Origin of the sequence: Pseudomonas danubii (assembly GCF_042980055.1) — a bacterium.
GTDB classification, from domain to species: domain Bacteria; phylum Pseudomonadota; class Gammaproteobacteria; order Pseudomonadales; family Pseudomonadaceae; genus Aquipseudomonas; species Aquipseudomonas danubii.
In genome coordinates this window covers 1,629,421-1,655,142 of record NZ_CP116502.1, presented here as the reverse complement: position 1 = coordinate 1,655,142, position 25,722 = coordinate 1,629,421, and the positions used below count along the sequence as shown (strand labels likewise).

Sequence of the window (25,722 nt, the reverse complement as noted above, 5' to 3'; positions counted from 1 at the left end):
GTCTCGCGACCGGGGGCGTTTTCATTCAGCCGGAACTAAAGACTCAGTTCTTGGCTTTCTTGGCAGCGCGGGTACGCTCGCCTTCGTCCAGGATCTTCTTGCGAAGACGGATGGACTTAGGAGTCACTTCACACAGCTCGTCGTCCTGGATGAATTCCAGAGCCTGTTCCAGGGTGAAGCGAACAGGTGGAACCAGGGCGATGGTTTCGTCTTTACCCGAAGCACGCATGTTGTCGAGCTTCTTGCCCTTGGTAGGGTTGACGCCCAGGTCGTTGTCACGGCTGTTCAGACCAACGATCTGACCGTTGTAGATTTCCTGGCCGTGCTCGACGAACAGCTTGCCGCGCGCCTGCAGGGTTTCCAGGGAGTAGGTCAGGGCCTTGCCGGTTTCTACCGATACCAGTACGCCGTTCTGACGGCCGGACATGTGGCCGGACTTCATCGGAGCGTAGCGATCGAAGATCGAGGTCAGGATGCCTGCACCGTTGGTCAGGGTCAGGAACTGGTTACGGAAACCGATCAGACCACGGGCTGGAATGTTGTATTCCAGGCGTACACGGCCCTTGCCATCCGGAACCATGTTGCTCAGGTCGCCCTTACGCAGGCCCATTTCTTCCATGACCTTGCCCTGGGATTCTTCAGGGATGTCGATGGTGACGTTTTCGAACGGTTCCTGCTTCACGCCATCCACTTCACGGATGATCACTTCAGGACGGCCAACGCCCATCTCGAAGCCTTCGCGACGCATGGTTTCGATCAGTACCGACAGGTGCAACTCACCGCGGCCGGAAACCTTGAACTTGTCAGCCGAGTCGCCTTCTTCAACGCGCAGAGCAACGTTGTACAGCAGCTCTTTGTCCAGACGTTCCTTGATGTTACGGCTGGTCACGAACTTGCCTTCTTTACCGCAGAATGGCGAGTCGTTGACCTGGAAGGTCATGGAAACGGTTGGCTCGTCGACGCTCAGTGGCTTCATCGCTTCGACAACAGTCGGATCGCACAGGGTGTCGGAGATGAACAGCTCGTCGAAACCGCTGATGCAGACGATGTCGCCAGCAGCGGCTTCTTCAACGTCTACACGGTGCAGGCCGTGGTGACCCATCAGCTTGAGGATACGACCGTTACGGCGCTTGCCGTTGACGTCGATGGCCACAACCGGGGTGTTGGGCTTGACGCGACCGCGAGCGATACGGCCAACGCCGATCACACCCAGGAAGCTGTTGTAGTCCAGAGCGGAAACCTGCATCTGGAACGGACCGTCACGGTCAACGCTTGGCGCTGGCACGTTGTCGACGATCGACTGGTACAGCGGGGTCATGTCTTCAGCCATTTCGGTGTGGTCCAGACCGGCAATGCCGTTCAGGGCCGAGGCGTAGACGACTTTGAAGTCCAGCTGTTCTTCGGTGGCACCCAGGTTGTCGAACAGGTCGAAGATCTGGTCCAGAACCCAGTCAGGACGCGCACCCGGACGGTCAACCTTGTTGATTACCACGATTGGACGCAGGCCGGCTTCGAACGCCTTCTTGGTCACGAAACGGGTTTGCGGCATCGGGCCGTCTTGAGCGTCGACCAGCAGCAGCACGGAGTCGACCATGGACATTACGCGCTCAACTTCGCCGCCGAAGTCGGCGTGGCCCGGGGTGTCCACGATGTTGATGTGGTAGCCGTTCCAGTTGATGGCGGTGTTTTTCGCCAGAATGGTAATACCGCGTTCTTTTTCCTGGTCGTTGGAGTCCATCACGCGCTCGTCGTTGAGCTCGTTGCGCTCCAGGGTGCCGGATTGACGCAGGAGTTTGTCTACCAGGGTGGTCTTACCATGGTCAACGTGGGCAATGATGGCGATGTTGCGTAGATTTTCGATCACTTGTGTATCTCGATCAGAGGATTCGGTGTGCTGACAAATGCTGGCAGCGATTAACAATAGAGTCAGGCCTGGCCGTTACAGCTGGACGGCGGCGTCGGGGGGCCGGTGACGCAAGCCACAGGCGAACATCCCCGGGCACTTAGCTCGGTCTATAAACGCGCACATTGGCATGTCCCTCACTGAGCAGATGGTGAGCATGCAGGCGACTCATGACGCCTTTGTCGCAATACAGCAGGTACTGGCGCGTAGGGTCCAGTTCCTTGAAGCGGGCGTTCAATGCATAGAACGGCAGCGCTTGTACTTCGATGCCAGCAAGCTCCAGCGGGTCGTCTTCCTGGGCATCCGGGTGACGGATGTCGATGACGATCTGACCGGCCAGCGCCTCACTGACTTCTTCAATCTGCAAATCCTGGCCCAACTCGTCGATCACCCGATCGATCGGCACCAGCTTGGCCCGCTCGATCGCACGCTCGAGCACCGCCATATCGAATTCTTTCTCTTCATGCTCGACGCGATGGCGCTTGGCATGGGTCTTGGGGTTCACCGAGATGACCCCGCAGTACTCCGGCATGTGCTTGGCGAAGTCGGCGGTGCCGATCTCTTCGGCCAGGTCGATGATGTCCTGCTTGTGGCTGGCGATCAGCGGGCGCAGCACCAGCTTCTCGGTCACGCAGTCGATCACCGACAGGTTGGGCAACGTCTGGCTGGACACCTGGGAAATCGCCTCGCCGGTCACCAGTGCATCGATGTGCAGACGGTCGGCGATGCTTGAGGCGGCACGCAACATCATACGCTTCAAAATGACGCCCATATGACTGTTGTCGACTTTGCCGAGAATTTCCCCGAGCACTTCCTCGAACGGCACGCTGACGAACAGCACCCGCTGGGAGCTGCCGTACTTCTTCCATATATAGTGCGCGACTTCCATCACGCCCAGTTCGTGGGCACGGCCGCCCAGATTGAAGAAGCAGAAGTGGCTCATCAGGCCACGGCGCATGACCTGATAAGCGGCGACCGTGGAGTCGAAGCCGCCGGACATCAGCACCAGGGTCTGTTCCAGGGCGCCCAGCGGGTAGCCACCGATACTGTTGTGCTGGCTGTGGATCACGAACAACCGTTGGTCGCGAATTTCCATCCGCACTTCGATTTCCGGCTCTTTGAGGGAAATGCCGGCGGCACCGCACTGCCGACGCAGCTGGCTGCCAACGTACTTTTCCACGTCCATGGAGCTGAATTCATGCTTGCCGGCACGCTTGCAGCGCACCGAGAAAATCTTCCCGGGCAAGGCCTCGCCGAAGTGCTGCTTGCACTTGGCAACGATGTCGTCGAAGTCGCCCAGCGGGTACTCGTCAACCTGCAGGAAATGCGCGATGCCGGGCATGCAACTCAGGCGCTCGGTCAGCTCCTTCAGGGCCTTGGGCTCGCTGAGGGCGGTTTCCAGCTCGAGGTTGTCCCACACACCATTGACCACCACGGCCGGGTCCAGATCGCGGAGCACGGCACGGATGTTCTTGGCCAACTGACGGATGAAACGCATCCGTACCGGGCGGCTCTTGATGGTGATTTCCGGGAAAACTTTAACGATTAGTTTCATGAAAACTGCGCGCGCTGGGCCAGCCGAAAAAGGGGGGCGCGGATTATAGCGGAAATTGCTCAAGGTTTAACCAATTAATGTGCATAAGGTTTTAGGTGCACCAAAACGGGTCATTTATCAAAGAAGACGCTACATTGCAGTGCGCCAAATGCCGGCATTACGCCAAATCCGCCGCAGAAAGCGTGATTTTGGGGCAGAAAACCCATCTCGGGGCACTGGCATGCAATTTGCTCCCTTGTGAGGCAGGTTGCCATGGCAGAGTATTCGCGCCGGCATCACCCACATTCTAAGGGCACTCCAACACCAAGCCCGAAGCCACCCGGAGGACACTATGTCGAAGTCGGTTCAACTCATCAAAGATCATGACGTCAAATGGATTGATCTGCGCTTCACTGACACCAAGGGCACTCAACATCACGTGACCATGCCGGCCCGTGATGCGCTGGATGAAGACTTCTTCGAATCCGGCAAGATGTTCGACGGTTCCTCCATTGCTGGCTGGAAAGGCATCGAAGCCTCCGACATGATCCTGATGCCGGACGACGAAACCGCCGTGCTGGACCCGTTCACCGAAGAACCGACCCTGATCCTGGTCTGCGACATCATCGAACCTTCGAGCATGCAAGGTTACGACCGCGACCCACGCGCCATTGCCAAGCGCGCCGAAGAGCACCTGAAAGCCACCGGCATCGGCGACACCGTATTCGCCGGTCCAGAGCCAGAGTTCTTCATCTTCGACCAAGTGAAATTCAAGTCCGACATCTCCGGTTCCATGTTCAAGATCTACTCCGAACAAGGTTCCTGGATGTCCGACCAGGACATCGAAGGCGGCAACAAGGGCCACCGTCCAGGCGTCAAAGGCGGCTACTTCCCGGTTCCACCGTTCGACCACGACCACGAAATCCGTACCTCCATGTGCAACGCACTGGAAGAAATGGGCCTGACCGTTGAAGTTCACCACCACGAAGTGGCGACTGCCGGCCAGAACGAAATCGGCGTCAAGTTCAACACCCTGGTGAAGAAGGCCGACGAAACCCAGACCCTGAAATACGTCGTGCACAACGTGGCCGACGCCTACGGTCGCACCGCCACCTTCATGCCTAAGCCACTGTACGGTGACAACGGCTCGGGCATGCACGTGCACATGTCGATCTGGAAAGACGGCAAGAACACCTTCGCAGGTGAAGGCTATGCCGGCCTGTCCGATACCGCTCTGTACTTCATCGGCGGCATCATCAAGCACGGTAAGGCCCTGAACGGCTTCACCAACCCGGCCACCAACTCCTACAAGCGTCTGGTTCCAGGCTTCGAAGCCCCGGTCATGCTGGCCTACTCGGCACGCAACCGTTCCGCTTCGATCCGTATTCCTTACGTGTCGAGCCCTAAAGCCCGCCGTATCGAAGCCCGTTTCCCGGACCCGGCTGCCAACCCATACCTGGCCTTCGCTGCTCTGCTGATGGCCGGCCTGGACGGTATCCAGAACAAGATCCACCCTGGCGACGCCGCTGACAAAAACCTGTACGACCTGCCGCCTGAAGAGGCCAAAGAGATCCCACAAGTTTGCGGCAGCCTGAAAGAAGCCCTGGAAGAGCTGGACAAAGGTCGTGCGTTCCTGACCAAAGGCGGCGTTTTCAGCGACGACTTCATCGACGCTTACATCGCCCTGAAAAGCGAAGAAGAGATCAAGGTCCGTACCTTCGTACACCCACTGGAATACGAGCTGTACTACAGCTGCTGATCCGGTAGCGCCGGCGCAAGCCGCGTGATCAAGAGGCCTCCTTCGGGAGGCCTTTTTTATGCCCGCGCATTTGCCCTGCCCGGGGTGGTTGCGTGCATCATGGGCGCCGCCCTTCTCTTATCTGCCGAGCCCGCCCATGACTTCGCGCCTCAACTTGTGCCTCGCCCTGACCTGCAGCCTGCTCACCACAGCCGCCTGCGCCACCGAAGCCCCCGCCGCTCTCGCCCCGTTGCTCGGCAGCATCGGCGAACGCCTGGCCATTGCCGATCAGGTGGCCCTGAGCAAATGGGACAGCCACAAGGCGGTGGAGGACCGGCCTAGGGAACAGCAGGTAATTGCCGGCGCCACGGCCCAGGCCGCCACCTATCACCTGAGCGAGGAAAGGGTTGGGCAGTTCTTCGCCGCCCAGATCGAAGCCAACAAACTGGTGCAGTACGCCAAGCTGTCCAGCTGGCACCTGCAAGGTCGGGCGCCAGACACCCCGCGCCAGGACCTGGCCGGACAGATCCGTCCACAACTTGATCAGTTACAAAAACGCCTGTTGCAGCAACTGGCCGACTTCAGCCCCCATGCCGGCGATCGCCAATGCCCGCAATGGCTGGCCCAGGCCAATCAGGCCGCCAGCCGCGACCCGTTGCGCCAACTGGCAATGGTCCGCGCCACCGCTGAGTTATGTGTGTTCAAAGGTTAACCACGCCCGCGCCCAGCCTCGCGTCGCCCTATGCTGAGCCTTTCAACCGCGAACCTGTAAAGGGCTGGAATCACCGTGATGCGCGTCGCTGCTTTTTGCCTGCTGTGGATAACGGCGCTGCCCGCCAGCGCAGAGCCTTACGCCCAACTGCAGTTGCAGGGCGTGCCAGCGCACGGCGCGCTGCGGGCCAACAACGGCAGCTTCACGGTGCAGGTGGCGCTGGTGCCGGACTTGCAGCCGCAGCATCGCCTGCGTCTGCTGCTGGACGATCAGGCGTATGGAACCCCGAGCCGGGGTCCTGAGTTGCCGCTGGTGAATATCGACCGTGGCCAACATCGCCTGGCAGTGCAGGTCCTCGACGGCGAGCGGGTCCTGCAGCAGAGCGCGCCGATCACCTTCACCCTGCTGCGGGCCCATCGCCGCTGAGCCCACTTCAACCGCCCCGCTACAGCCCGCTCGCGGAGTGAACCTGCGCAGTGCCCATGCGGCGCTCGTGCTCCAGCAGCCAGCGCTTGCGCCACAGTCCGCCGCCGTAGCCGGTCAGCGCGCCATCGCTACCAATGACCCGGTGACAGGCGATGACGATGGCGATCTGATTGGCGCCGTTGGCCCGGGCCACGGCACGCACCGCTGACGGCGAGCCGATCCGGCTCGCCACTTCGGCATAACTGCAGGTACTGCCCAGAGGGATGGCGCGCAAGGCCTGCCATACCGTTCGGGTAAAGGGCGAGGCGTTCATCGCCAGGGGAGTGTGGAAACCGTCGGCTTCTCCGGCGAAATAACGCTGCAGCTCGGCCTCGATTTGATCGATAGGGGCGAAACGTCCAAACCCTATGCTGGAGCCGCTGCTCTTTTGCAGGTTTTGCAGCTCATTGGCCAGGGCCGGGCGATCGAAAAACTCCAGCAGATGCAGGACCTGGGCGTCGGCCACCGCCAGCATCACGCCGATAGGAGTCTGCAACCAGTCCACCTTGAGCAACTCGCGCCCCCGCAGGTTCGACGGCGGCTGGCCGGCCAGGCGGGCAAAGGCACGGCGAAAGCCACTGTCGGAATCAAAGCCGGCGCTGATCTGCGCCTCGATCACCGACTCACCGCAGGACAGCTGCTGCATGCCTTGGCCCATGCGTCGCAGGCGGGCCATTTCCAGGAAGGTCACCCCAAAGTAGCGCTTGAACGCGCGACGCACGGTGGACGGGTCCAACCCCTGGCGGCTCAGGTCGTCTTCGTACCAGCGGCGTTCGGGATCGCTTTGCAACTGATCCAGCAGGGTTTGCACCCAGGGCTCCTGTACTCCGGCCCGCTCCAGGGGGCGACAACGCAGACAGGCGCGGAATCCCGCTTCGACGCAGCCCTTGATGGAGCTGAAAAACACCGTGTTCTCACGCTTGGGCTTGCGCGCGGCACAGGTCAAGCGACAGAACACACCGGTACTTTTCACCCCGACAAAGGCAAAGCCTTCATAGGCCGGGTCGCGATCCAGAAGGGCCTGGTACAGGGTGTCGTCATCGGGGAGCTGGAACAGCAGAGGGGCGTTTTCCATGGCCGCATCCTAAACCTTGAAGCATGGGGTTCGAGCACTTTAAACCCGCTCCCTGACAGCCGCCGCTGAAAAACGGGCGTTGATTCCCACACCGTCGAGCACCGCGCAAGCACCATGCAGATTCATGCACTATATTGGTGCAACAAGTTGCACCCGGAGACCATTCACAGCCCATTTTGGTTCGAAAATACCCGCCGGGGCTGGCAAAGCGCCACGCAATCGAGCTTCAAACGGCTGTTTCAGGGCTTGGACGCTTCTTTTCGGAGCCTTGGTTTGGTTTTTGCATTTTCTCCACATCAGCGCCTTACCCGCGCGCGCAATTCGGGACCGGCCCCGGATTGTCTTGCTTCAAAAGAGGTCACCACTTACCCATGACCATCAGCGACCCACTGCACCGTCTGCTTCTGGACAACCTGACCACCGCCACCATCCTGCTCAACGCCGACCTGCGCCTTGAGTACATGAACCCGGCGGCGGAGATGCTCCTGGCCATCAGCGGCCAGCGCAGCCATGGGCAATTCATCAGCGAGCTGTTCACCGAATCCGCCGAGGCCCTGAGCTCCCTGCGCCAGGCGGTGGAACAGGCGCACCCCTTCACCAAGCGCGAAGCCATGCTCACCGCCCTGACCGGCCAGACCCTGACCGTCGACTACGCGGTAACGCCGATCCTCAGCAATGGCGATACCTTGCTGCTGCTGGAAGTCCACCCCCGCGACCGGCTGCTGCGCATCACCAAGGAAGAGGCCCAGCTGTCCAAGCAGGAAACCAGCAAGATGCTGGTGCGCGGCCTGGCCCACGAGATCAAGAACCCCTTGGGAGGGATTCGCGGCGCCGCACAATTGCTGGCCCGGGAGCTGCCCGAGGAAAGCCTCAAGGACTACACCAACGTCATCATCGAAGAGGCCGACCGCCTGCGAAACCTGGTGGACCGCATGCTGGGCTCGAACAAGCTGCCGTCCCTGGCTCTGACCAACATCCATGAAGTGCTGGAGCGGGTCAGCAGCCTGGTGGAAGCCGAAAGCCAGGGCTGCATCACCCTGGTACGCGATTACGACCCGAGCATTCCCGACGTTTTGATCGACCGCGAGCAGATGATCCAGGCGGTGCTCAACATCGTGCGCAACGCCATGCAAGCCATCAGCAGCCAGAACGAAATGCGCCTGGGGCGCATCACCCTGCGCAGCCGCACCATGCGCCAGTTCACCATCGGCCATGTGCGCCATCGCCTGGTGACCAAGATCGAGATCATCGACAACGGCCCGGGCATCCCTGCCGAGCTGCAGGACACCCTCTTCTTCCCCATGGTCAGCGGCCGCCCGGACGGCACCGGGCTGGGTCTGGCCATTACTCAGAACATCATCAGCCAGCACCAGGGCCTGATCGAATGTGACAGCCATCCCGGCCACACCACCTTCTCGATCTTTCTGCCTCTGGAACAAGGAGCCCATCGACATGAGCCGTAGTGAAACCGTGTGGATCGTCGATGACGACCGTTCTATCCGTTGGGTCCTGGAGAAAGCCTTGCAACAAGAAGGCATGACCACCCAGAGCTTCGACAGCGCCGACGGGGTGATGAGTCGCCTGGCACGCCAGCAGCCAGACGTGATCATCTCCGACATCCGTATGCCCGGTGCCAGCGGCCTCGACCTGCTAGCGCGGATTCGCGAGCTGCACCCGCGCCTGCCGGTGATCATCATGACCGCGCATTCGGACCTGGACAGCGCTGTCGCCTCCTATCAGGGCGGGGCCTTCGAGTACCTGCCCAAGCCATTCGATGTGGATGAGGCGGTGTCCCTGGTCAAGCGTGCCAACCAGCATGCTCAGGAGCAGCAGGGCCTGGAAGTGGCCCCGACCCTGGCCCGCACCCCGGAGATCATCGGCGAAGCGCCGGCGATGCAGGAGGTGTTCCGCGCCATCGGGCGCCTGAGTCACTCCAACATCACGGTGTTGATCAACGGCGAGTCGGGCACCGGCAAGGAACTGGTGGCCCACGCCCTGCATCGCCACAGCCCGCGGGCGGCTTCGCCGTTCATCGCCCTGAACATGGCGGCTATCCCTAAGGACCTGATGGAGTCCGAGCTGTTCGGCCATGAAAAAGGCGCCTTCACCGGCGCTGCCAACCTGCGCCGTGGACGTTTCGAGCAAGCCGATGGCGGCACCCTGTTCCTCGACGAAATCGGCGACATGCCGGCCGATACCCAGACTCGTCTGCTGCGGGTTCTGGCCGATGGCGAGTTCTACCGGGTCGGTGGACATACTCCAGTCAAGGTCGATGTACGGATCATCGCCGCCACCCACCAGAACCTGGAAACCCTGGTGCACGCCGGCAAGTTTCGTGAGGACCTGTTCCACCGCCTCAACGTGATCCGCATCCATATCCCGCGCCTGTCGGACCGTCGCGAAGACATCCCGACCCTGGCCAAGCACTTCCTCAGCCGTGCCGCCCAGGAGCTGGCGGTGGAACCCAAGCTGCTGAAGAACGAAACCGAGGAATACCTGAAGAACCTGCCCTGGCCGGGCAACGTTCGCCAGCTGGAGAACACCTGCCGCTGGATCACCGTCATGGCGTCGGGGCGCGAGGTGCACATCAGCGACCTGCCGCCGGAGCTGTTGAGCCTGCCCCAGGATTCGGCGCCGGTAACCAACTGGGAACAGGCCCTGCGCCAGTGGGCCGATCAGGCCCTGGCCCGCGGCCAGTCGAGCCTTTTGGACAGCGCGGTGCCGAGTTTCGAACGGATCATGATCGAGACCGCCCTCAAGCACACCGCCGGCCGCCGCCGCGACGCCGCAGTGCTGCTGGGCTGGGGCCGCAACACCCTGACCCGCAAGATCAAGGAGTTGGGGATGAAGGTGGACGGTGGCGACGAGGACGAAAGCGAAGAAGGCTGAGCCCTCCCCCCAACAACGAGGATGTGCGTGCACCAGGATGGGGTGCATGCACTGCTCGAAGGCGCGATGAACCGCAATCGAGCACCGCGCCATCATTCAAGGCCTGGCCTTCAAATCTGAAATTATCCCTTCGAAAACGCAAAAGCCCCGGATTCCGGGGCTTTTGGCTTTTTTTCCAGACAATTCATGCAGCACTAGCCAGAGTTGGCACGCCCCCTGCAATAACCCCATCACTACCCAGTTTAGGGGACCTTGGTACAGGCAGGCCGGGGATTCCCCTCTTTAATACCCGGCCCATCACGCTCACAGCGACGGGCCATGTTTTCGGGAACCTCGGTACAGGCAGGCTGGGGCTTCCCTCTTTAACACCGGGCTCATCACGCTTTGAGCGACGCGCCCACAACTCTTTCGGGGACCCTGGTACAGGCAGGCCGGGAATCCCCTTCTTTACACCGGGACTCATCGCCCCCAAGGCGATCAGCCCCTCCCACTTTTGGGGGCCTTGGTACAGGCAGGCCGGGGTTTCCCTCTTTTATTCCTCCCGCAGGTGGATCGCCAGGCGCCAGCGCCCCTCCACCTCGCTACCCGCCCAATCGCCCCGCAGCGGACGGGCGGCCACCAGATTCAGCAACAAGCCCCGGTCCGCCAGGCGCACCCGCCAGTTCACATTCTTCTGATTGACCTGTAGCTGACCGTTCTGCCCGCGCCCCTGGGCGTCGAACAGCAACGCCACGGCGCCGTCGATATGTTCGCCGTGAACCTTGGGCTCATGGTTGAACCACAGCACCAGGCCATCAGCGGCCACCTCGACCTGCTGCAACTCCACAGGATCGGGCTGGGTCAAGCGGCCAATCATCAGCCCCACCATCACCCCGACAATCGCCAGGGAGCCGAATACCTTCGGCATTAGCTTCGGTCGCGGGTCTTCTTCAGGCGTAGAATGCAGCCTGTCTTTCTCTTCGGAGCCGTGCATGTTTCACGTCATCCTCTTTCAACCAGAAATACCGCCGAATACCGGCAACGTTATCAGGCTATGCGCCAACAGCGGCTGCCACCTGCATTTGATCGAGCCGCTGGGTTTCGAAATGGACGACAAGCGCCTGCGCCGCGCCGGCCTCGACTATCACGAATACGCCACCTTGCAACGCCATGCCGACCTCGCCAGTTGCCTGGAAAGCCTCGGCCATCCGCGCCTGTTCGCCTTCACCACCAAGGGCTCGCGGCCCTTCCATGACGCCAGCTTCAAGGAAGGCGACGCCTTCCTGTTCGGCCCGGAAAGCCGTGGCCTGCCGGCGGACGTACTGGACGCCCTGCCCGGCGAACAACGCCTGCGCCTGCCCATGCGCGAAGGCTGCCGCAGCCTGAACCTGTCCAACACCGTGGCCGTGGCCGTCTATGAAGGCTGGCGGCAACTGGGCTTCAAGTAACCCTTCTCTGTAGCCGCTGCCGCAGACTGCGACAAGGCCCGAAGGGCCTTCTTGCATGCGCGATCACGGCGCCCACTTAGTGGTCGATCGCAGCCTGCGGCAGCGGCTACAGGGTTTTGACAGCTGACGCCCGAGCATGAAAAAAGCGCCGTTACAGGCGCTTTTTTCGTACCGCAACCCGTACTTACTGAACGGTGTTTTCGCCGGCGGACTGCAGGCGTTGCAGTTCCTGGGCGTACAGCGCGTCGAAGTTCACCGGAGCCAGCATCAGCGCCGGGAATGAACCACGGGTCACCAGGCTGTCCAGCGCTTCGCGAGCGTAAGGGAACAGGATGTTCGGGCAGAAGGCACCCAGGGTGTGGCTCATGGAAGCCTCGTCCAGGTTCTTGATCAGGAAGATGCCGGCTTGTTGCACTTCAGCGATGAAGGCCACTTCGTCGCCGTTCTTCACGGTCACGGACAGGGTCAGCACCACTTCGTGGAAGTCGGCTTCCAGGGCTTTCTGGCGGGTGTTCAGGTCCAGGCCGACGCTTGGCTCCCACTGCTGACGGAAGATGGCCGGGCTTTTCGGCGCTTCGAAGGACAGGTCACGCACATAGATGCGCTGCAGGGAGAATTGCGGTGCGCTTTCGTCTTCGGCAGCAGCAGTGTTCTGTTGGTCAGTCATCTCAGATCCTTCTTGATCTTGGGGTCTATAGGGTTAGGAATTTCAGGCCGCCAGCAGCGCGTCGAGCTTGCCGGCGCGCTCCAGGGCAAACAAATCATCACAACCACCTACATGGGTGGCACCGATCCAGATCTGCGGTACGGACGTGCGTCCGGCCTTCTGAGCCATATCGGCGCGCACCTGCGGCTTGCCATCGACCTTGATCTCTTCGAAGGCTACGCCTTTGCTCCCGAGCAGATGCTTGGCCCGCGAGCAATAAGGGCAGTAATCACTGGAGTAGACGATGACCTTGGGCATTACTTCACCAATGGCAGGTTGTCGGCTTTCCAGCTGGACACACCGCCAGACAGTTTGGCCGCGGTGAAACCGGACTTCAGCAGCTCACGGGCGTGGGTGCCGGCGTGCTGGCCTTGGGCATCCACCAGGATGATGGTCTTGGCCTTGTGCTTCTCCAGCTCGCCGACGCGGGCGGCCAGCTTGTCCTGGGGAATGTTCAGCGCGCCGACGATGTGGCCGGCGGCGAAGTCCTTGGACGGACGGATATCGATCACTACGCCCTGCTCGCTGTTGACCAGCGCAGTCAGTTCACGGGTGCTGAGGCTGCGGCCACCGCGGCTCAATTCATGAGCGATCAACAGAGCCAGCAGGATGGCGAAGGCGCCGACGAGCAAGTAGTGTTCAGTGGCGAATTGAATCAGGTGAGCAACCATCTAAGGAGGTTCCAGGGCGTTAAAATGTCGGCCAGTATACACAGCCCTCAAGGTCGGCCAAACCCCGCCCGGCGGTGACGCCATTGGAACTTCGCTTTAAACTGCCACTCCGTTTTTCCACACCTCCTTTTTCAACACTTCCCTATCCAGCCACGAGTGGACGCCATGACTACCACGCCTAAACCTTTGGTCCTGATGATTCTGGATGGCTTCGGTCACAGCGAGAGCCACGAATCCAATGCCGTCTATGCGGCCAAGAAGCCAGTCCTGGACCGCTTGTGCGCCAGCATGCCCAACGGCCTGATCTCCGGTTCGGGCATGGACGTCGGCCTGCCGGACGGACAGATGGGCAACTCCGAAGTCGGCCACATGAACCTGGGCGCCGGTCGCGTGGTGTATCAGGACTTCACCCGGGTGACCAAGGCCATCCGTGACGGTGAGTTCTTCGAGAATCCGACCATTTGCGCGGCCGTGGACAAGGCCGTGGCCGCCGACAAGGCCGTACACATCCTCGGCCTGCTGTCGGACGGCGGCGTGCACAGCCATCAGGACCACCTGATCGCCATGGCCGAACTGGCCTTCAAGCGCGGCGCCGAAAAGATCTACCTGCACGCCTTCCTCGACGGTCGCGACACGCCGCCAAAAAGCGCCCAGTCGTCCATCGAACTGCTGGACGAGACCTTCAAGACCCTGGGCAAGGGCCGCATCGCCAGCCTGATCGGCCGTTACTTCGCCATGGACCGCGACAATCGCTGGGACCGCGTGGCCCAGGCCTACAACCTGATCGTCGACGGCCAGGGCCAGTTCAACGCCGCCACCGCCCAGCAAGGCCTGCAAGCCGCCTATGCCCGTGAAGAGAGCGACGAATTCGTCAAGGCCACCACCATCGGCGAACCGGTCAAGGTCGAAGACGGCGATGCCGTGGTGTTCATGAACTTCCGCGCCGACCGCGCCCGCGAGCTGACCCGGGTCTTCGTCGAGGACGACTTCAAGGACTTCGCACGCGCACGCCAGCCAAAACTGGCCGGCTTCGTCATGCTCACCCAGTATGCCGCCAGCATCCCCGCGCCGGCGGCCTTCGCTCCAGGCAGCCTGGAAAACGTACTGGGCGACTATCTGGCGAAAAACGGCAAGACCCAGCTGCGCATCGCCGAAACCGAAAAATACGCCCATGTGACCTTCTTCTTCTCCGGCGGCCGTGAAGAACCGTTCCCGGGTGAAGAACGCATCCTGATTCCGTCGCCGAAAGTCGCCACCTACGACCTGCAGCCAGAGATGAGCGCTCCTGAAGTCACCGACAAGATCGTCGATGCCATCGAGCACCAGCGCTACGACGTGATCATCGTCAACTACGCCAACGGCGACATGGTCGGCCACAGCGGTGTGTTCGCAGCTGCGGTGAAAGCCGTGGAATGCCTGGACCTGTGTGTCGGGCGCATCGTCGATGCTCTGGAAAAGGTCGGTGGCGAAGCCTTGATCACTGCCGACCACGGCAACGTCGAGCAAATGTCCGACGAGTCCACCGGCCAGGCCCACACCGCTCACACCACCGAGCCGGTGCCTTTCATCTATGTGGGCAAGCGTGCGCTGAAAGTCCGTGAAGGCGGGGTCCTGGCGGACGTGGCGCCCACCATGCTCAAACTGCTGGGCCTGGCGCAGCCTGAAGAGATGACCGGCAAGTCGATACTGCTGGACGCCTGAAACTGAAGCTGGCTGTTTCCTGCACAAACGCCCGATACGCCGTATCGGGCGTTTGCGTATCAGCAGCAGCCTTTGCCTCGCAGCCTCTCCAGCTGATGAGCGCACCCAGGCAGCACCACCCGCAGCACCGCCGCACAAATAGTAATAATTATCAGTTACAATTGTGCAGCATCTGGAGAAACCGAATGAACAAGACCGCTGTATTTTTTTTAGCCTCCGTTCTCGCAGGTTGCGCCAGCCCCGCTCCTGTTGAACACAAACACACAGCTGAAGTGGCTGCGTTCGAAGATCAGCGCCCCTCGGTAGAAATGGACAGCTACACCGCCGAGAAACTGAACGCCCTGCTCAAGGTTCGCCAACAGGCCGGGGCGCAAAGCACGGGCCAACTGAGCGAGGAGATTTCACGGGCGTTCATGCACACGCCTTACGCAGCGAACATGTTGCAGGGCTCGGCGACCCTGGCAGAGAAGCTGGTCGTCGACTTCAGGGGCCTGGATTGCTTCACCTACCTGGATTACGTCGAGGCTCTGCGAAAATCCACCGACCAGGACAGCTTCATCAAAAACCTCATCCAGACCCGCTATACCGGCGACGGCGTGCACTATGCAGACCGCCGGCACTTCTTCACGGACTGGGCGCATGCCGGGCAACCGCTGACCGAGGACCTGACTGCGCAGTTGAGCGCGGATGCGGTGACCGTGACCAAACACCTCAACCAAAAGGCCAACGGGGACCTGTACCTGCCAGGCCTGCCCCTGGTCGACCGCGACATTACCTACATACCCAGCACGTCGATTGACGAGCAGGTGCTCAGCCGCCTGCAGACTGGCGACTACATCGGCATCTACACCCATCTTGCGGGCCTGGACGTCACCCATACCGGGCTCTTCATCAACACCGCCAACGGCCCCGTGCTGCGCAATGCATCGTCCAAGAAGATGCAACGCGAGGTCATGGATTCACCCTTCATGGAATACGTGCAGAACATCCCGGGCATCGTGGTGTTGCGAACCCGACAAGACGGCCAGGCTTTCACACCGCAATCAGCGCCGGAAATCGACGCGCAATCAGCACGGCAACCCAGCCAGGCGCTCACCCACGGCTGATTGCCAACGGCGATCAGCCGCCAGCCACGCCAGCGAACGGGCCTTGCTTGATCGGGGTTTGCGGCAATAACCACCTGCGCCCTGATAGCAAATGGCCCAATAACCGCCCGGAAACGGCTTTTTATGACGAACGCCGCAAAGCAGTTGGCTTTGAGGCGTTTTTTTTGCAGCGATGGGCGGGCATACTAGACCGTCCCTTTCCCTGGTGTCGCCCGCCTCTATGCTTCGCGCCCTGATTGCCCTTGCTCTGATCTGCCTGCTCCAACCGGCTTTTGCCGATGAGCGCGCGCAAACCCAACAACAGTTGGACGCCACGCGTCAGGACATTGCCGAGCTGAAAAAGCTGCTGGGCAAGCTGCAGGAAGAAAAATCCGGTGTGCAGAAAGAACTGCGCGGCACCGAGACCGAGATGGGCAAGCTGGAGAAGCAGGTCGAAGCCCTGCAGAAAGAGCTGAAGAAAAGCGAATCCGAGCTGCAGCGACTCGATGAGGAGAAAAAAAAACTCCAGAGCGCGCGCACTGAACAGCAACGACTGATCGCCATCCAGGCCCGCGCGGCCTACCAGAACGGGCGCCAGGAATACCTCAAGCTGCTGCTCAACCAGCAGAATCCGGAAAAATTCGCCCGCACCCTGACCTATTACGACTACCTGAGCCAGGCGCGCCTGGAGCAGTTGAAGAATTTCAACGAGACCCTGCGTCAGCTGGCCAATGTGGAAAAAGACATTTCCCTGCAACAGGCCCAGTTGCTGGTGCAGAAGAGCAGCCTCGACAGCCAGCGTGAAGAACTCGACAAAGTGCGCAAGGAGCGCCAGCTGGCCCTGGCCAAGCTGAACAACGACGTGAAGGCCCGGGACGACAAGCTCAAGGCCCGCGAACAGGACCAGGCCGACCTGGCCAAAGTCCTGAAAACCATTGAAGAAACCCTGGCTCGCCAGGCCCGCGAGGCAGAGGAAGCGCGTCAGAAAGCGCTGATCGCCCAGCAGGAAGCCGAAAAAAAGCGTTTACGTGAGGCCCAGGCCGACGCCAGCGATGCCCCGCGCAAGCCCGTCAGATCAAGCCCGGGCGCCTTGGTTTCCAGCGCCGGCCCTTCCTTCGGCGGTGCATTTGCTGCAGCCCGGGGAAAACTTCCATGGCCAGTTGATGGTCGACTGCTGGCACGCTTTGGTGAAACCCGTGGCGACGACTCCCGTTCCAAGTGGGACGGGGTGATGATCAGCGCCGCCGCCGGCAGCCAGGTGCACGCCGTACATGGTGGCCGGGTAGTGTTCGCCGACTGGCTGCGCGGCGCCGGGCTGCTGGTGATCCTCGATCATGGCAACGGTTACCTGAGTCTCTACGGACATAACCAGACACTGCTCAAAGAAGCCGGTGATGTGGTCAAGGCCGGAGAGTCCATCTCCACAGTGGGCAATAGTGGCGGACAGGACACTCCTGCGCTGTACTTTGCAATTCGTCAGCAGGGCCGCCCCAGCGACCCGGCACAGTGGTGCCACGCGCAAGGATAAGCGCTGCATCTAAATTAGGAGTTCGTTCGACATGCTGCATTTGTCCCGCCTTACCTCGCTGGCCCTGACGATCGCCCTGGTGATCGGAGCGCCTCTGGCGTTTGCCGCCGAAACCGCTCAATCAGCGACCGCCGCGACCACCAAGGCACCTTTGCCGCTGGAAGAACTGCGCACCTTTGCCGAGGTCATGGACCGGATCAAGGCGGCCTATGTCGAACCCGTGGATGACAAGACCCTGCTGGAGAATGCCATCAAGGGCATGCTCAGCAACCTCGACCCGCACTCGGCCTACCTGGGGCCGGAAGACTTCGCCGAACTGCAGGAAAGCACCAGCGGCGAATTCGGCGGCCTGGGCATCGAAGTCGGCGCCGAAGACGGCTTTATCAAAGTGGTCTCGCCCATCGACGACACTCCAGCGTCCAAGGCCGGCATCCAGGCCGGCGACCTGATCGTCAAGATCAACGGCCAGCCGACCCGCGGCCAGACCATGACCGAAGCCGTGGACAAGATGCGCGGCAAGATCGGCCAGAAAATCACCCTGACCCTGGTGCGCGACGGCGGCACGCCGTTCGACGTGACCCTGGCCCGCGCCACCATCCAGGTGAAGAGCGTGAAGAGCCAGCTGCTGGAGTCGGGCTACGGCTACATCCGCATCACCCAGTTCCAGGTCAAGACCGGCGAGGAAGTCTCCAAGGCCCTGGCCAAGCTGCGCAAGGACAACGGCAAGAAGCTCAACGGCATCATCCTCGACCTGCGCAACAACCCGGGCGGCGTGCTGCAGGCTGCGGTGGAAGTGGTCGACCACTTCATCACCAAGGGCCTGATCGTCTACACCAAAGGCCGCATCGCCAACTCCGAGCTGCGCTTCTCCGCCACCGGCAAGGACGAAAGCGAAGCCGTGCCGATGGTGGTGCTGATCAACGGCGGCAGCGCCTCGGCATCGGAAATCGTCGCCGGCGCCTTGCAGGACCAGAAACGCGCGGTGCTGATGGGCACCACCAGCTTCGGTAAAGGCTCGGTGCAGACCGTGCTGCCGCTGAACAACGACCGCGCGCTGAAGATCACCACCGCCCTGTACTTCACCCCCAACGGCCGCTCGATCCAGGCCCAGGGCATCGTTCCGGACATCGAAGTGCGCCGCGCCAAGATCACCAGCGAGGCCCAGGACGGCGAGTACTTCAAGGAAGCCGACCTGCAGGGCCACCTGGGCAACGGCAACGGTGGTGCCGACAAGCCAAGCGGCTCGTCGAGCAAGGCCAAGCCGATGCCGCAGGATGACGACTACCAGCTGGCCCAGGCCCTGAGCCTGCTCAAAGGGCTGAGCATCACTCGCGGCAAGTGATTGAACCCTTCGCCGGCAAGCCGGCTCCTACAGGAGCTGGCTTGTGTAGGAGCTGGCTTGCCAGCGAAGCGCCCGCCAGGGCGCCCATTCCCCTATAAGGCCCGACCCCGACCCTCATGATTTCCCACCGCCACACTCTGTTCCGCTCGCTCTGGGCTCCGCTGTTCGCCCTGCTGTGCCTGGGCCCCCTTTCCCAGGCCCGCGCTGCCGAATCCGCAGTACCAGCTGTGCCCAAGGCCTACCTGAGTCTGATCATCGACGACCTCGGCCAGAACCTGCCCCGTGACCGCCGCGTACTGGCTCTGCCCGGCCCGGTCACCACGGCGATCATGCCCGACACGCCCCACGCTGCCGAATTCGCCCGTGAGGCCCATCGCGCCGGCAAGATCATCATCCTGCACATGCCCATGGACCCGGCCACCGGCCCCTTCGCCTGGCACCCCGAGCTGCCCATCGAAGAGCTGCAAAAACGCCTGGACGCGGCCTTCCAGGCCGTGCCCTACACCAGTGGCATCAACAACCATATGGGCAGCCGCATGACCGCCCAGCCCCAGGCCATGGCCTGGCTGATGGCCGACTTGCAGCGCCGCCACAAATTCTTCGTCGACAGCCGCACCAGCGCCCAGACAGTCGCCGCCGCACAAGCGCAGAAGATCGGTCTGGCCAGTGTTTCCCGGGATGTGTTCCTGGATGACGAGCGCACCGAGGCGGCAATTGCCCAGCAGTTGCAGACGGCGATCAAGCTGGCGCGCAAACAGGGTTCGGCGGTGATGATCGGCCACCCTTATCCCCAGACCCTGGCCGTGCTCGAACGCGAACTGCCCAAGCTCAAGGCCCAGGGCATCGAATGGATCGATATCAAGTCGATGATCAGCCTGCGCAGCAACGAAGCCATGGCCGGGCATGGCAAGAACGGCAAGTACAGATAGGGCGGCGGCAAGCCTCAAGCTGCAAGCCAACGCGCCGCCGACCTGCTGTTATTTGTAGCTTGCCACTTGCAACTTGCCGCTGATCTAGAGATAGCGCCCCATGATCTCCTCCACCATCCCCTCTTTGCGCATCTGCTCCAGGGCAGCCTGAAGCTTGTCCACTACCTCGTCAGGCACGTCCTTGTTCAGGGCCAGGTACAGCTCGGCGCTATTGAAGCGCAGCACGGTCTTGAGACCGGTGATGCCTGCCTGCTTGGCCAGGTAACGTCCGGCCGGGTCGCCAGTGGCCCAGAGGTCGATCTGACCCGCCACCAGCTTCTTGGCATTGTCCTGGTCGCGCAGCACCACCTGGGGTGCCAGGCCCTGCTTGGTCAGCGTCTCGGCAATGGCATCGCCCTTGTAGGCGCCGATCTTGTATTTGCGCGCCTGCTCCAGGGATTCGAGGGTGATCTTGCTGCCGGCCTTGGCCAGCATGATCCAGTCATCCGGGCCGATGGGGCCGACCCACTTGAACAGCCGTTCGCGGTCCGGCAGGCGCGCCATGACGAACACGCCATAGCCGGGTTGCTCCAGAGCCATCTTGTAGATGCGTTCCCAGGGGAAGCGCAGGGTCAGGCTGTAATTGACCCCGGCACGCTTGAACATTTCGCGGACGATATCCACGGCAATACCGTCGATATTCTCGCCTTGAGCGAAGTTCTTGCCGTTCTTGGCCATGTTGTAGGGGGGGAAGTTTTCCGTCAGCAGCACCAGGGAGGTGTCGGCGGTTTCAGCGGCGCGGGCCAAGCTGCCAAGGAGCAGAGAAGCGCTGGCGACAACCACAAGAAGACGTTTGAACATGACGGGATACCAGAATCCATGGCGTGCCCAAGAGTGCCGCGAGCACGCCATGCTGTCCAGTGGCTATCGCACAACAATCCCGCGCTGAGCCATATAGGCCTTGGCCTCGGGAACCGTGTATTCACCGAAGTGGAAGATGCTCGCCGCCAGCACCGCGCTGGCGTGACCTTCGATGATGCCGTCGGCCAGATGCTGGAGGTTGCCAACGCCGCCGGAAGCAATCACCGGAATCCCCAGCGCATCGCTGATGGCCCGGGTCACGCCCAGGTCAAAGCCGTTTTTCATGCCGTCCTGATCCATGCTGGTCAGGAGGATTTCGCCAGCACCCAGGCCTTCCATCTTCTTCGCCCACTCCACCGCATCTAGCCCGGTGGGCTTGCGTCCGCCATGGGTGAAGATCTCCCAGCGCGGGGTTTCGCCCGGACCGGAGACCTTCTTCGCATCGATGGCCACCACGATGCACTGGGAGCCGAAATGCTGCGCCGCTTCGCCGACGAACTCGGGGTTGAACACCGCCGCGGTGTTGATCGAGACCTTGTCCGCGCCGGCATTGAGCAGGTTGCGGATGTCCTGCACGGTGCGCACGCCACCGCCCACGGTCAGCGGGATGAACACCTGGCTGGCCATGCGCTCGACGGTATGCAGGGTGGTATCGCGCCCATCGACGCTGGCGGTGATGTCGAGGAAGGTGATCTCGTCGGCGCCCTGCTCGTCGTAGCGACGAGCGATTTCCACCGGATCACCAGCGTCACGGATGTTCTCGAACTTGACGCCCTTGACCACCCGGCCGTTATCCACGTCCAGGCAAGGGATGATGCGTTTGGCCAGTGCCATGGCGAGTCCTCAGCCTTGGTACGAATCGCAGAAAGCCTGGGCTTCTGCGACATCGAGGGTGCCTTCATAGATCGCGCGACCAGTAATGGCGCCGATGATTCCCGGAGCCTTGGCATCCAGCAGGGCCTTGATGTCGCCCAGGTTGTGGATACCGCCGGAAGCGATCACCGGGATCTTGGTGGCCGCCGCCAGGGCCGCGGTGAACGGCACGTTGCAGCCCTGCATCATGCCGTCTTTGGCGATGTCGGTATAAACGATGGCGGACACGCCGTCGGCTTCGAAGCGCTTGGCCAGGTCGATCACTTGCACGCTGCTGACTTCAGCCCAGCCGTCGGTGGCGACGAAACCGTCCTTGGCGTCCAGGCCAACGATGACCTTGCCCGGGAAAGCGCGGCAGGCTTCTGCCACGAACTCCGGCTCCTTGACCGCCTTGGTGCCGATGATCACGTAGCTCACGCCAGCCTTCACATAGTGTTCGATGGTTTCCAGGGAGCGGATGCCGCCACCGATCTGGATCGGCAGGCTCGGGTAACGCTTGGCGATCGCGGTAACCACCTCGCCGTTCACCGGCTGACCTTCGAAGGCACCGTTCAGGTCCACCAGATGCAGACGACGGCAACCGCCTTCAACCCACTTGGCAGCCATGCTCACCGGGTCGTCGGAGAACACCGTGGAATCTTCCATGCGGCCCTGGCGCAGACGTACACAGGCACCGTCTTTAAGATCGATAGCGGGAATAATCAGCATCTGGCAAACCTTCAAATTCGATTGTTCAGCTTCACTCGAAAATCAATTTTTCTCGAGCGCCCACAGATCGCTTTCGATGCTCTCGAACCTCTCCTTGAGGTGCGTCTGCACATCGAAAATCGCCCTGTTGTAATAGTGCGGAGCAATTTCGCGAGTAAAGAGTTCAAGAATCTCCGCCGCCTCGAACGAGCCTAGATCGAGCTCGAAGCGCTCCTCCATGAAGCGCTTGATCTTGTGCGTCGCCTCACTCTCCTGTTCGGCAGTGAGGCGCAGTATCGGCGGCTTGGATTTCTTGATCGCCATTTACCAGCGACCGTCCCAGGCAGCGAAGTTCTGCAGCAACTGCAGGCCGTGGGTATGGCTCTTTTCCGGGTGGAACTGCACAGCGAAACGCGAGCCTTCGGCCAGCGCTGCTGCGAAGTCCACGCCATAGTGACCGCTGCCTACCACCTGCCGGGCATTGCCGGCATGGATGTAGTAGCTGTGCACGAAGTAGAAGCGCGCCCGGTCCGCAATGTTGTGCCACAGCGGATGGTCCACCGCCTGCTGCACTTCGTTCCAGCCCATGTGCGGCACCTTCAGGTGCTCGCCGTCCTCGATCAGGCCCTTGCCGAAGAACTTCACCTGGCCGGGAAACAGGCCGATGCAGTCAACGCCCTCGTTCTCTTCGCTGTGGTCGAGCAAGGCTTGCATGCCCACGCAGATTCCGAGGAAAGGACGATCCTGGCTGACTTCGCGCACCAGGGTGTCGAAGCCCAGGCGACGGATCTCGGCCATGCAATCGCGAATCGCGCCCACGCCGGGAAACACCACCCGGTCGGCTTCGCGAATCACGTTGGCATCGCTGGTGATCAGCACCTTGCCGGCGCCCACGTGCTCCAGGGCCTTGGCCACCGAGTGCAGGTTGCCCATGCCGTAGTCGATAACGGCGACGGTCTGCATTACAGCACGCCCTTGGTGGACGGCATCTGGCCGGCCATGCGCTCGTCCAGCTCCACCGCCATGCGCAGCGCGCGGCCGAAGGCCTTGAACACTGTCTCGATCTGGTGGTGTGTGTTGGTGCCGCGCAGGGTATCGATGTGCAGGGTCACGTTGGCATGGTTGACGAAGCCCTGGAAGAATTCCTGGAACAGGTCAACGTCGAAACCGCCGACAGTGGCGCGGGTGAAGGGTACGTGCATCTGCAGGCCGGGACGGCCGGAGAAGTCGATCACCACGCGGGACAGGGCTTCATCCAGCGGCACATAGGCGTGACCGTAGCGACGGATGCCCTTCTTGTCGCCGATGGCCTTGCTGAACGCCTGGCCGAGGGTGATACCGACATCCTCCACGGTGTGGTGGTCGTCGATATGCAGGTCGCCCTTGCTTTCGATGTCCAGGTCGATCAGCCCGTGCCGGGCGATCTGGTCCAGCATGTGCTCAAGGAAGGGCACGCCGATATCGAATCGGGCCTTTCCGGTGCCATCCAGGTTGATCGAGGCTTTGATCTGGGTTTCCAGAGTGTCGCGCTCGACAGATGCCTTACGTTCGGCCATCACCAGCTCCGCAAAATCATTGGGCGAAAAAGGCGAATAGTATAGGCCCGACGGCGGCCAAACAGAAACACGCTGGACAATATCCTGACGGGCGCCAGCCAATGGCTACGGGGCTGTACCTGTCATGACAACTGTAGAAACTGACTTGCTGGTGAAGGTGCCAGGCCTACAAGACCGAGGCACCTTGTGCACCGGCAAGCCGGCTCCTGAGCAGGAGCGGGCTTGCCGGCGAAGCCGTCAATGGAACAGCACCGCCGTCTTCTGCAAGGTCACCCACACCCCCCAGGCCAGGGGAATGCCCACCACCAGCCAGGCAGCGATCACCACCGGCAGACTGGCGGACGAAGCTTTCCACTCCAGCACGACACTGCTGTCAGCGCCCTTGTCATGGCCCAGGGCCTGCTCGGCCGCCAGTTGCTCGTCGGTCATGAAGTACTTGTCGGCCACCGGGCGCACCAGCAGGTTGCACAGGAAACCCAGCACCAGCAGACCGGCCAGGATGTACAGCGTGATGTCATACGCCGCGGCGCGTTCAACGCCGATGCTCAACTGATACTCACGCAGGTAGTTCACCAGCACTGGCCCCAGCACTCCGGCCGCCGCCCAGGCGGTCAGCAGGCGACCGTGGATCGCGCCTACCATCTGGGTGCCGAACAGGTCTGCCAGGTAGGCCGGCACTGTGGCGAAACCGCCGCCGTACATCGACAGGATGATGCAGAACGCCGCCACGAACAGAGCGATATTGCCCAGATGGCCGAGGTTCGGAATCAGCGCGTACAGGGCAAAGCCCAGGGCGAAGAACACGAAGTAGGTGTTCTTGCGACCCAGGTAGTCGGAGAACGACGCCCAGAAGAACCGCCCGCCGATGTTGAACAAGCTCAACAGACCGGTAAAGCCGGCGGCAATCGCGGCGATCTGCGCCAGTTGCCCGGCGTCCAGCTGGCTGAAGCTCAGATCGTTGCCCAGCAGCTTGCCGGCGAACACTTCCTGCAACAGCGGCGAGGCCATGCCGAGGATGCCGATACCGGCCGATACGTTGAGGCACAGCACCAGCCACACCAGGCGGAACTGCGGGGTCTTCCAGGCCACGTTCACGTGCACGTGACGGTGAGTGATCATCGCATTGGCGGCTTTTTTCGCCGGAGCGGTCCAGCCCTCAGGCTTCCAGCCGGTAGGCGGAACCCGGTAGGCCAGGGCGCCACCGATCATGAACACGAAGTAGATGGCGGCCATCACCAAAAAGCTCTGCCACACGCCGACACTGGTGGGCGTGGCGAAATGGCTCATCAGGGCTGCGGCCAGAGGTGCGCCGACCATGGCGCCACCGCCAAAGCCCATGATCGCCATGCCGGTGGCCATGCCGCGCTTGTCCGGGAACCACTTGATCAGGGTCGACACCGGGGAGATGTAGCCCAGGCCCAGGCCGATACCGCCGATGACCCCGGAGCCGATCCACATCAGCCAGATCTGGTGGGTATAGACCCCCAGCGCCGAGATCAGCAGGCCGCCGCACCAGCACAGCGCCGATACCACACCGGCCTTGCGCGGCCCGGCATGTTCCAGCCAGCCACCCCAGATCGCTGCCGAGCAGCCCAGGAAGATGAAGAACAGGGTGTAGATCCAGCCGAGCATGGAAATCGGCCAGTCACACTGGGACGAAAAGACCTGCTCGATAAAGCCCATGCCCGGCGCGCACGCCACTGGCGCGCTGATGCCCAGCGCCTTGGACAGTGGCAGCCAGAACACCGAGAAGCCGTAGGCCATGCCGATGCACAGGTGAATGGCCAGAGCGGCCGGTGGGACCAGCCAGCGGTTGAAACCGGGCTTGGCAATGATGCGCTCTTTGGACAAGAACGCTGGCTGAGCGGCCGGGCTGGCCACCGCAGTGCTAGAGCTCATGGATGTTTCCCCCAATTATTAGAATTGTTCATCGGCCACTCCCCTGCGACGACCTTGGCACGCAGGCGCGGTCGTTTTATGAGTAAAGCTCCCTTTGGGCAGGCGCGACATTCAGTCGCAGAAGGACGGACGAACCGCGAGAGGTTACCATTTGCGACAAAC

General features: G+C 61.6%; 24 protein-coding genes and 1 pseudogene. 11 read left to right on the top strand and 14 right to left on the bottom strand.

Translation table 11 applies throughout. The annotated features are described in order from the left end of the window. Positions 1-43: 43 nt before the first annotated feature. Both typA and thiI read right to left on the bottom strand, forming a co-directional pair. On the bottom strand, positions 44-1,864 hold the full coding sequence (typA, locus tag PFZ56_RS07780) for a translational GTPase TypA (RefSeq protein ID WP_025130242.1): 1,821 nt from the start codon (positions 1,862-1,864) through the stop codon (positions 44-46). Between the two features lie 139 nt (positions 1,865-2,003). Beyond that, a complete protein-coding gene (gene thiI / locus PFZ56_RS07775; protein ID WP_102862749.1) occupies positions 2,004-3,458 on the bottom strand; it encodes a tRNA uracil 4-sulfurtransferase ThiI in 1,455 nt (484 codons plus the stop codon). Between the two features lie 331 nt (positions 3,459-3,789). Between thiI and glnA the strand changes: the two genes are divergently transcribed. From glnA to PFZ56_RS07760, 3 genes and pseudogenes are all read left to right on the top strand, one after another. Continuing rightward, positions 3,790-5,196: a glutamate--ammonia ligase gene (gene glnA, locus PFZ56_RS07770; protein ID WP_016965623.1), complete on the top strand. Its 1,407-nt coding sequence runs from the start codon at positions 3,790-3,792 to the stop codon at positions 5,194-5,196. A 136-nt stretch (positions 5,197-5,332) separates the two neighbouring features. Beyond that, complete coding sequence (locus tag PFZ56_RS07765) at positions 5,333-5,887, top strand: chorismate mutase (protein WP_170002053.1); 555 nt, start codon at positions 5,333-5,335, stop codon at positions 5,885-5,887. Between the two features lie 120 nt (positions 5,888-6,007). Further along, a pseudogene (locus PFZ56_RS07760) lies at positions 6,008-6,313 on the top strand (DUF4124 domain-containing protein); the annotation flags it as partial. Positions 6,314-6,332: 19 nt separating this feature from the next. Here PFZ56_RS07760 and PFZ56_RS07755 read toward each other — a convergent pair. After that, the gene (locus tag PFZ56_RS07755) at positions 6,333-7,427 is read right to left on the bottom strand and encodes a bifunctional transcriptional activator/DNA repair enzyme AdaA (RefSeq protein WP_110595369.1); all 1,095 of its coding nucleotides are present in this window, start codon (positions 7,425-7,427) and stop codon (positions 6,333-6,335) included. Between the two features lie 371 nt (positions 7,428-7,798). On the opposite strand from PFZ56_RS07755, the gene glnL reads away from it, so the two are divergent. Both glnL and ntrC read left to right on the top strand, forming a co-directional pair. Continuing rightward, positions 7,799-8,890 (top strand): nitrogen regulation protein NR(II), encoded by a 1,092-nt coding sequence (gene glnL / locus PFZ56_RS07750; protein WP_102862743.1) that lies wholly within the window; start codon positions 7,799-7,801, stop codon positions 8,888-8,890. Next, on the top strand, positions 8,880-10,316 hold the full coding sequence (ntrC, locus tag PFZ56_RS07745; protein WP_016963311.1) for a nitrogen regulation protein NR(I): 1,437 nt from the start codon (positions 8,880-8,882) through the stop codon (positions 10,314-10,316). The genes glnL and ntrC overlap by 11 nt, the downstream gene beginning before the upstream one ends. Before the next feature lie 532 nt (positions 10,317-10,848). Here ntrC and PFZ56_RS07740 read toward each other — a convergent pair. After that, positions 10,849-11,289 carry a hypothetical protein gene (locus PFZ56_RS07740; RefSeq protein WP_102862742.1) on the bottom strand — a complete coding sequence of 147 codons (441 nt, stop codon included), beginning with the start codon at positions 11,287-11,289 and terminating at the stop codon, positions 10,849-10,851. On the opposite strand from PFZ56_RS07740, the gene trmL reads away from it, so the two are divergent. Next, the gene (gene trmL, locus PFZ56_RS07735; protein ID WP_016963309.1) at positions 11,288-11,743 is read left to right on the top strand and encodes a tRNA (uridine(34)/cytosine(34)/5-carboxymethylaminomethyluridine(34)-2'-O)-methyltransferase TrmL; all 456 of its coding nucleotides are present in this window, start codon (positions 11,288-11,290) and stop codon (positions 11,741-11,743) included. The two genes, PFZ56_RS07740 and trmL, sit on opposite strands and share 2 nt — an antisense overlap. A gap of 184 nt (positions 11,744-11,927) precedes the next feature. Here the strand turns inward: trmL and secB are convergent, their stop codons facing one another. From secB to PFZ56_RS07720, 3 genes are read right to left on the bottom strand one after another with little or no spacing between them, the layout of a single operon-like run. Next, on the bottom strand, positions 11,928-12,410 hold the full coding sequence (secB, locus tag PFZ56_RS07730) for a protein-export chaperone SecB (protein WP_016963308.1): 483 nt from the start codon (positions 12,408-12,410) through the stop codon (positions 11,928-11,930). A 42-nt stretch (positions 12,411-12,452) separates the two neighbouring features. Further along, entirely contained in the window at positions 12,453-12,707 is a 255-nt protein-coding gene (gene grxC / locus PFZ56_RS07725; protein ID WP_102882126.1) for a glutaredoxin 3, read from the bottom strand. Continuing rightward, positions 12,707-13,120, bottom strand: a complete 414-nt coding sequence (locus PFZ56_RS07720; protein ID WP_102862740.1) for a rhodanese-like domain-containing protein — start codon at positions 13,118-13,120, stop codon at positions 12,707-12,709. The genes grxC and PFZ56_RS07720 overlap by 1 nt, the downstream gene beginning before the upstream one ends. Positions 13,121-13,285: 165 nt before the next feature. On the opposite strand from PFZ56_RS07720, the gene gpmI reads away from it, so the two are divergent. The 5 genes from gpmI to PFZ56_RS07695 all read left to right on the top strand — a co-directional run bounded on the left by gpmI (position 13,286) and on the right by PFZ56_RS07695 (position 19,705). After that, entirely contained in the window at positions 13,286-14,821 is a 1,536-nt protein-coding gene (gpmI, locus tag PFZ56_RS07715; RefSeq protein ID WP_102882127.1) for a 2,3-bisphosphoglycerate-independent phosphoglycerate mutase, read from the top strand. Positions 14,822-15,006: 185 nt separating this feature from the next. Continuing rightward, positions 15,007-15,927 (top strand): DUF1460 domain-containing protein, encoded by a 921-nt coding sequence (locus PFZ56_RS07710; protein ID WP_339070560.1) that lies wholly within the window; start codon positions 15,007-15,009, stop codon positions 15,925-15,927. Positions 15,928-16,147: 220 nt separating this feature from the next. Further along, positions 16,148-17,434 carry a murein hydrolase activator EnvC gene (locus PFZ56_RS07705; RefSeq protein ID WP_102862737.1) on the top strand — a complete coding sequence of 429 codons (1,287 nt, stop codon included), beginning with the start codon at positions 16,148-16,150 and terminating at the stop codon, positions 17,432-17,434. A gap of 31 nt (positions 17,435-17,465) precedes the next feature. After that, positions 17,466-18,776 carry a S41 family peptidase gene (locus PFZ56_RS07700; protein ID WP_110595366.1) on the top strand — a complete coding sequence of 437 codons (1,311 nt, stop codon included), beginning with the start codon at positions 17,466-17,468 and terminating at the stop codon, positions 18,774-18,776. A 116-nt stretch (positions 18,777-18,892) separates the two neighbouring features. Beyond that, entirely contained in the window at positions 18,893-19,705 is an 813-nt protein-coding gene (locus PFZ56_RS07695) for a divergent polysaccharide deacetylase family protein (protein WP_170002049.1), read from the top strand. Between the two features lie 84 nt (positions 19,706-19,789). On the opposite strand, the gene PFZ56_RS07690 is transcribed toward PFZ56_RS07695, so the two are convergent. From PFZ56_RS07690 to PFZ56_RS07660, 7 genes are all read right to left on the bottom strand, one after another. Continuing rightward, positions 19,790-20,545: an ABC transporter substrate-binding protein gene (locus tag PFZ56_RS07690; protein WP_102882132.1), complete on the bottom strand. Its 756-nt coding sequence runs from the start codon at positions 20,543-20,545 to the stop codon at positions 19,790-19,792. Positions 20,546-20,608: 63 nt separating this feature from the next. Further along, complete coding sequence (gene hisF / locus PFZ56_RS07685; RefSeq protein WP_015633827.1) at positions 20,609-21,379, bottom strand: imidazole glycerol phosphate synthase subunit HisF; 771 nt, start codon at positions 21,377-21,379, stop codon at positions 20,609-20,611. 9 nt (positions 21,380-21,388) lie between these two features. Beyond that, positions 21,389-22,126: a 1-(5-phosphoribosyl)-5-[(5-phosphoribosylamino)methylideneamino]imidazole-4-carboxamide isomerase gene (gene hisA, locus PFZ56_RS07680; protein WP_170002047.1), complete on the bottom strand. Its 738-nt coding sequence runs from the start codon at positions 22,124-22,126 to the stop codon at positions 21,389-21,391. 42 nt (positions 22,127-22,168) lie between these two features. After that, complete coding sequence (locus tag PFZ56_RS07675) at positions 22,169-22,429, bottom strand: DUF2164 domain-containing protein (protein ID WP_102862732.1); 261 nt, start codon at positions 22,427-22,429, stop codon at positions 22,169-22,171. Further along, entirely contained in the window at positions 22,430-23,068 is a 639-nt protein-coding gene (gene hisH / locus PFZ56_RS07670; RefSeq protein WP_110595364.1) for an imidazole glycerol phosphate synthase subunit HisH, read from the bottom strand. Then, complete coding sequence (gene hisB, locus PFZ56_RS07665) at positions 23,068-23,661, bottom strand: imidazoleglycerol-phosphate dehydratase HisB (protein WP_011058736.1); 594 nt, start codon at positions 23,659-23,661, stop codon at positions 23,068-23,070. The genes hisH and hisB overlap by 1 nt, the downstream gene beginning before the upstream one ends. Positions 23,662-23,898: 237 nt before the next feature. Next, positions 23,899-25,560: an OFA family MFS transporter gene (locus tag PFZ56_RS07660; RefSeq protein WP_102882134.1), complete on the bottom strand. Its 1,662-nt coding sequence runs from the start codon at positions 25,558-25,560 to the stop codon at positions 23,899-23,901. Positions 25,561-25,722: the final 162 nt, after the last annotated feature.